We start from the raw sequence: 6,863 nt of genomic DNA, 5'->3' as shown, positions 1-6,863 counted from the left end.
GGCCAGGTTGTCGAGCAGCTCGCGGCGACGCTCGGTGACCGAGCCGGCGAAGCTGGTCTCGCTGGCCGGCAGCAGCGCGCCCACCCGTCCCGCCCCGCTCCTCCCCGCACCATCAGGAAGCGCTGACCCATGAAGAGAGCACCCTGGCACCGCCGGCTCCGGCCGCCCGCCACGTTCGACCGCTCCGCCGTGCTGAACTGGACCGAGCGGATCAGCTCGGTGACCCACCTCTTCGCCAGCCTGGAGTACCTCACCCGCAGCCGGGACCGGCAGCGGGGCGGGGCGAACAACTGGGCGGTCAACCGGCGTACCTTCCACGAGCACGCCCCCCGCCTGACCCGGGCGTTGGACCTGGCCGCCAACGACCGGGTGGCCACCGCGCTGCACGTCAGCCGGGCCGTCGCGGCGGCCGCGCTCTGGCTGCCGCTGGGCCGCCGGCAGCGGGTCGCCGCGAACGCGGTGCTCACCGGCAGCCAGGCCGCGCTGCACGCCCAGCACCTGTACGGCAGCGACGGCGCCGACCAGGTCTCCTTCCTGGTCCAGGCGCTCACCACCGCCGCCCGCGCCGGCCAGCGCCGGCCCGCCGTGGTCGACGCCTGCCTCTGGTTCGTCGCCCTGCAGTCGGTGCTGTCGTACACGGTCTCCGGCTGGGCGAAGCTGCCCAGCGAGACCTGGCGCAGCGGACGCGCCCTGCCCGGCATCACCCGGACCCTCACCTACGGCGACCCGCAGGTCTGGCAGCTGATGCGCCGCTACCCCCGGCTGACGAAACTCGCCGCCCACGGGGTGCTGGCGATGGAGTGCGCGTTCCCGCTGGCCTACGCCGCGAAGGGCCGCCCCGCGCCGTACCTGCTCGCCACCGCCGGGGCGTTTCACCTGGTCAACGCGCGGGTGATGGGGCTCGGCCGGTTCTTCTGGGCGTTCACCTCCACCTATCCGGCGGTCGCCTACACCACCCGGCCCCGGGAACGCACCGGCGACGCGGCCGGCTTCCGGCGCGACGACACCCTGCCCGCCGTGGCGGCGGCCGCCGGTCTGGTGCTCTTCGCCGCCGGCCAGGTCGCCCGGGTCCGGCGGCGTCGGCTGATCGAGCGGGGGCGCGGCGACGAGCGCACCGTCACCACCGCCGCCGGCAACGTCCTGTCCTACCGGTACGCCGGCAACCCGCCACCCGACCGCACCACCGGTGCCGGGGCACGGCCCGGCGGGGCTGAAGCGCGGTCCGCCGGTGCCGGCGTGCGGTCCGGCGGGGCTGAGGCACGACCCGCCGGTGCCGGGGTGCGGTCCGGCGGGTCCGCCGGTGACGGGCCGGTGGTGGTGCTGGAGAGCGGGATGGCCGCCACCGCCGAGCACTGGGAGCGGATCGCCGGTCCGCTCGGTGACCGGTTCACCACGGTCACTTACCAGCGGGCCGGCTACGGCGCCAGCCGCTACCGGGGCACCGGAGAGTACCGGTTCGAGACCATGGTCGACGACCTGGTCGAGTTGACCCGGCACGTCGCCGGCGACCGCCCGGTGGTCCTGGTCGGCCACTCACTCGGCGGCTACCTGGCCCTGCTCGCCGCCGCACAACTCGGCGGACAGGTCCACGGGGTGGCCCTGGTCGACTCCAGCCACCCCGCCGAACTACGCCGTTCCCTACGGCAGGCCGAGGGCGGCCGGGCGCTGACCAGCACCCTGGCCATCATGCCCGGTTCGCTGCGGGCCGGATTCGGTTCGCTGCTGCCCCGGGCCCCCTGGATCGACCGGCTGCCCGAGCCCGTCCGCCCGCTGGCCCTGGCCCAGTACCGCGACCCGGAACTCTGGGCGGCCGCACGGCGGGAGTGGCGGGTGGTGCAGGAACGCTTCTCCGACGAGAGCACCGGGCTGCCCCGGATCGACGTACCACTGGTGGTGGTGACGGCCGGGCGGACCGCGCGTGCCGACTCCGTCCAGGCCGACCTGCACGACGAGTTCGCCGCCGCGGCACCCCGGGCGCAGCGGCACCTGATCGCCGAAGCCGACCACGACGAGATCCTCACCGACGCCGACCGGTCCGCGGAGGTCGTCACGATCCTCACCGCGTTCGTCGACGACGTCACCGAGCCGGAGCCGGAGGTCCGGCGATGAGCCGCCGGGTCGGCTCCGACCTGCGGCCACTGACCACGGCGATCACCGCCGGCCTGGTCGGTTGGTTCGGGGTTACCGTGCTCAGTCAGCACCCGCAACAGGTCTTCGACCGGTTCCGCCGCTACGACGTACCCGGGTTGCTCATCGGCAACTGGCGCTTCTTCGCCCCCGAACCGGCACAGCACGACTTCCACGTCCTGCACCGGGTGCTCACCGCCGACGGCACGCAGACCCGCTGGGTGGAGACCACCCACATCCCACGCCGGCACTGGCGGCAGGTGGTCTGGTTCCCGGAACGCCGGCAGGACAAGGCGATCTTCGACATCTGCGCCGACCTGATCGTGCACCTGGGCACCCCCGGCGTCGAGATCACCGCCACCGCGCCGTACGAGGTGCTGCGGGACTTCGTCGCGCACGCCGTACGCCGGCAGTACGCCGGGGCCGACGTACCCCGGGGATTCCAGTTCGTGATCGCCCGCAGCGCGGGCTACGACGAATCCCACCAGCCGGACTACCTGCTGGTCTCCCCGTTCGAACCGTTGCCGGAGGGCACCCCGAGATGACTGAGATCGCCGACAGCGGCTACGGACGCCAGTTCGTCGACTTCTACGACCAACTCTTCCCCGGCGGGACGGCGGCGGAGCCGGCCGTCGCGTACCTCGCCGGCCTGCACCCGGGCGGCGGAGCACCCACCCTGGAGCTTGGCGTCGGCACCGGCCGGATCGCCCTGCCGCTGGCCGACCGGGTCGGCGAGATCGTCGGGGTGGACTCGTCGCCGGAGATGCTCGACGCGCTGCGGGCCGCCCTCGCCGAGCGACCCCGCCCGGTCACGCCGGTGCACGGCGACATCCGCGACTGGTCCGACGACCGCCGGTACGGGCTGGTCTACTGCATCTGCGGCACCCTGTCGATGCTGCTGGACCCGCAGGAACAGCAACGGGTCGTGCAGGCCGCCGCCGCCCGGCTGGCCCCCGGCGGGCTCCTCGTGGTGGAGACCCACAACCCGCAGTTCGCGCTGGCCGTACTCAACCAGGGCCGGGCCCGGGACTCCTTCTTCGTGCCCTACCCCGGCCAGGACACCGGGCTGCTGTCGTACTCGACCATCGACGTGGCGAACGGGATCTGGCACCTGGCGCACATCTGGATCTCCGAGGGCCGGTCCCGGATCGCCTCGGAGCTGAGCCGACTCACCACCCCCGACGAGGTCGACGGGTACGCCGAACAGGCCGGACTGGTCCCGCTGGCCCGGCACAGCGACTGGGCCGGCAACGAGTTCACCGGCACGGAACCGATGTACGTCACCGTCTACCGCGCCCCGGGTGACCGGTGAGCACCCCGGCCGCCGGCGAGCGGCACTGGCTACGCATGATCGCCGGCTACGTCCGGCCACACCGAGGGCCGTTCGTGGCCGCCGCCGTGCTGCTGCTCGCCTCCAGCCTGCTCGGACTGGCCCAGCCGCTGGCCGCCAAGGCCCTGATCGACGGCCTCACCGCCGGCCAGGGGGTGGGTCGGGCGCTGGTCGTGCTGACCGGGCTGGTGATCATCGCCGCCGTACTGCTCGGGATCGGCAACTACCTGATCCTGCGCACCGCCGAGGCGGTCGCCCTGGACGGGCGGCGCGGCCTGGTCCGGCACCTGCTGCGGCTCACCGTGCCGGCGTTACAGCGGCAGGCCCCCGGTGACCTGCTGGCCCGGGTCGCCGGGGACACCATGCTGCTGCGGCAGATCGCCAGCCAGTCCCTGATCGACATCTTCACCGGCGGCGTCATGCTGCTCGGCGCGGTAGCACTGATGGCGGTGGTCGACCTGGCCCTGCTCGGGGTGACCGCGGTCGTGGTGGTGCTCCTGGTGATCATCATGGGGTTGTTGATGCCCCGGATCCGCGCCGCCGCGCTGCGCTCCCAGGAGTCGGTGGGCGACATGGGCGCCGCCCTGGAACGGGCCCTGGGCGCGTTCACCACCATGAAGGCCTCCGGCACCGAGGCCACCGAGGCGGCCCGGATCGACGCGGCGGCGCTGACCGCGTACCGGCAGGGGGTGAGCCTGGCCCGCTGGGGCTCGGTCGCCGGCACCAGCGCCGGCCTGGCCATCCAGGTCGCCTTCCTGGTCGTGCTCGGGGTCGGCGGCGCACGGGTGGCCAGCGGCGCGATGCCCGTCTCGGCGCTGGTGGCCTTCCTGCTCTATGTGGCCTACCTGAGCCACCCGGTGATGCAGCTCGTCGGCGCCGGCACCTACCTGCAGATCGGGCGGGCGGCGCTGACCCGGATCGCCGAGATCGACGCACTGCCCACCGAACCGATCGACCTGCCCCCCGCGCCGCCGGTCAGCGCCGCCACCCCGGCGACCACCGCAACCGGTGTGCCGGCGGGAGCCGGCGGGCCCACCACCTCAACCGGGGCGGGGTCGACCCGCGGGCCGGCGGAGGTGGTGTTCGAACAGGTCTGCTTCCGGTACCCGGACCGGGACGAACCGGCCCTGCGCGACCTCACCCTGACCGTGCCGGCGGGCGGGCTGACCGCCCTGGTCGGGCCCTCCGGCTCCGGCAAGACCACGGTGCTCGCCCTGATCGAACGCTTCACCGAGCCGCAACAGGGCCGGATCCTCGTCGACGGCCGGCCGCTGGCCGACTGGCCGCTGGCCGAGCTACGCGCCACCATCGGGTACGTCGAGCAGGACGTCGCGGTGCTCGCCGGGACACTGCGGGAGAACGTCGCGTACGCCACCCCCGGCGCCACCGACGAGGAGATCCACGCGGTGCTGCGGACCACCCGGCTCAGCACCCTGCTGGACCGGCTCGGCGGTGACCTGGACGCTCCGATCCGGCACCGGGGGCTGTCCCTGTCCGGCGGCGAGCGGCAACGGATCGCGGTGGCCCGCGCCCTGCTGCGCCGTCCCCGGCTGCTGCTGCTCGACGAGGTGACCTCGCAACTGGACGCCACCAACGAAGCCGCCCTACGCGAGGTGATCCAGGAGATCTCCCGCCGGACCACCGTGGTCGTGGTCGCGCACCGGCTCTCCACGGTCCTCGCCGCCGAGAAGATCGTCGTGCTGGAGAATGGCACGGCCCGTTCCGTGGGTTCGCACCCGGAGCTGGTCCGCACCGATGCGCTCTACGCCAGTCTGGCTGCGGAACAGGCGTTGGTCTGAGACGGGAGGGCACACCATGGGAGCGCAGGCGGCAGCCGGCGGGTTGGACGCGGTGGTGGTCGGCTCCGGCCCGAACGGGCTGGCCGCCGCGCTGGTGCTCGCCTCGGCAGGACTGAGCGTCCAGGTGCACGAAGCCGCCGGGACCATCGGCGGTGGCACCCGGACCGAGGAGCTGACCCTGCCCGGGTTCCGGCACGACGTCTGCTCGGCGGTGCACCCGATGGCCCTCGCCTCGCCCTTCTTCCGCGCCTTCGACCTGGCCGCGCACGGCGTACGGCTGTTGCAGCCGGAGATCCCGTACGCCCACCCGCTCGACGGGGGGCGGGCGGCGCTGGCCTGGCGGGATCTGGACCGTACCGCCGAAGGGCTGGGTCCCGACGGGGCGGCCTGGCGGTCCCTGCTCGGGCCGCTGGTCCGACGCTGGTCGGGAGTGGTCGACACGGCCATGTCCGACCTGCGCCGGATGCCCCGCGACCCGCTCGCCGCACTGCTGCTCGGGATCCGCACCCTGGAACAGGGCACCCCGGCCGCGGCGGCCCGGTTCCGCACCGGGGAGGCCGCCGCGCTGCTGGCCGGGGTGGCGGCGCACGCGATCGCCCCACCGCGCCGGCTCGCCCCGGCCGGGGCCGGCCTGCTGCTGGCCACCCTCGGCCACGCGGTCGGCTGGCCGGTCCCCGAGGGGGGCAGCCGGGCGATCACCGACGCGATGGTGAACCGGCTACGGCAACTCGGCGGCCAGGTGGTCACCGGCGACCGGATCGACGACCTGGCCGACCTGCCGCCCGCCCGCACGGTCCTGCTCGACGTCTCCCCCGCCGGCCTGCTGCGCATCGCCGGCGACCGGCTCCCCGCCGGCTACGTGCGCAGTCTGCGTGCCTTCCGGTACGGCGGGGCCGCGTGCAAGGTCGACTTCGCGCTCTCCGGGCCGGTGCCGTGGGCGGATCCGGACTGCGCCCGCGCCGGCACCCTGCACCTGGTCGGCTCGGCCACCGAAGCCCGGATCGCCGAAACCGCGGTGGTACGCGGCCGGCACCCGCAACGCCCCTACGTGCTCGCGGTGCAGCCCGGCGTGGTCGACCCGACCCGCGCACCCGCCGGCAAGCAGGTGCTCTGGACGTACGCGCACGTGCCGAACGGCTCCCCGCGCGACGTCAGCGACCAGATCGTCGCCCAGGTGGAACGCTTCGCGCCCGGCTTCCGCGACCTGATCCTGGCCACCCACGTGGTGCCGGCGGCGCAGGCCAGCATGCACAACCCGAACTACGTCGGGGGGGACATCTCCGGCGGGGCGGTCACCGGGTGGCAGCTGGTGATGCGGCCGGCGGCCCGCTGGGACCCGTACCGGACCCCGCTGCCCGGCGTGTACCTCTGCTCGGCCTCCACCCCACCCGGCCCGGCCGTGCACGGCATGTCCGGACTGCACGCCGCCGGCCGCGCCCTACGGCAGCACTTCGGCATCCGCACCGCCCCCCTCGACCTGATCCGCGGCGGACACTGACCTATACGGGCGGCGTCGACCGAGTGGGGCGGGCGTCGATCGGCGTTGTGTGCAGGACGTCGGGTCTTCTCGGGCGGGCCATACCCGATATCGCTCAGCCCGCCGCATC

General features: G+C 74.3%; 5 protein-coding genes. All 5 read left to right on the top strand.

Annotated features, from left to right (window positions below):
* Positions 1-129 precede the first annotated feature (129 nt).
* The 5 genes from AB0B63_RS30480 to AB0B63_RS30460 are packed head-to-tail and all read left to right on the top strand — an operon-like array spanning position 130 to position 6,754.
* Positions 130-2,109: an alpha/beta fold hydrolase gene (locus AB0B63_RS30480; RefSeq protein ID WP_357025043.1), complete on the top strand. Its 1,980-nt coding sequence runs from the start codon at positions 130-132 to the stop codon at positions 2,107-2,109.
* A complete protein-coding gene (locus AB0B63_RS30475; RefSeq protein WP_208566887.1) occupies positions 2,106-2,672 on the top strand; it encodes a hypothetical protein in 567 nt (188 codons plus the stop codon). Before AB0B63_RS30480 ends, AB0B63_RS30475 begins: the two co-directional genes overlap by 4 nt.
* Positions 2,669-3,439, top strand: a complete 771-nt coding sequence (locus AB0B63_RS30470; protein WP_357025039.1) for a class I SAM-dependent methyltransferase — start codon at positions 2,669-2,671, stop codon at positions 3,437-3,439. The genes AB0B63_RS30475 and AB0B63_RS30470 overlap by 4 nt, the downstream gene beginning before the upstream one ends.
* Positions 3,436-5,256 (top strand): ABC transporter ATP-binding protein, encoded by a 1,821-nt coding sequence (locus tag AB0B63_RS30465; RefSeq protein ID WP_208566885.1) that lies wholly within the window; start codon positions 3,436-3,438, stop codon positions 5,254-5,256. The genes AB0B63_RS30470 and AB0B63_RS30465 overlap by 4 nt, the downstream gene beginning before the upstream one ends.
* 16 nt (positions 5,257-5,272) lie before the next feature.
* Positions 5,273-6,754, top strand: coding sequence for an NAD(P)/FAD-dependent oxidoreductase (locus AB0B63_RS30460; protein WP_357025035.1), 1,482 nt, complete (start codon positions 5,273-5,275; stop codon positions 6,752-6,754).
* Positions 6,755-6,863: the final 109 nt, after the last annotated feature.

Origin of the sequence: Micromonospora sp. NPDC049081, assembly GCF_040648835.1 — a bacterium.
Lineage (GTDB): Bacteria > Actinomycetota > Actinomycetes > Mycobacteriales > Micromonosporaceae > Micromonospora > Micromonospora antibiotica.
Note: the sequence above shows the minus strand (reverse complement) of the source record. Positions and strands in the feature narration are given on the sequence as shown.

Bases quoted from the DNA above. Each gene is read 5' to 3' on its own strand.
- AB0B63_RS30470 (WP_357025039.1), top strand. From the start codon at position 2,669: ATGACTGAGATCGCCGACAGCGGCTACGGACGCCAGTTCGTCGACTTC.
- AB0B63_RS30460 (WP_357025035.1), top strand. From the start codon at position 5,273: ATGGGAGCGCAGGCGGCAGCCGGCGGGTTGGACGCGGTGGTGGTCGGC.
- AB0B63_RS30475 (WP_208566887.1), top strand. From the start codon at position 2,106: ATGAGCCGCCGGGTCGGCTCCGACCTGCGGCCACTGACCACGGCGATC.
- AB0B63_RS30480 (WP_357025043.1), top strand. From the start codon at position 130: ATGAAGAGAGCACCCTGGCACCGCCGGCTCCGGCCGCCCGCCACGTTC.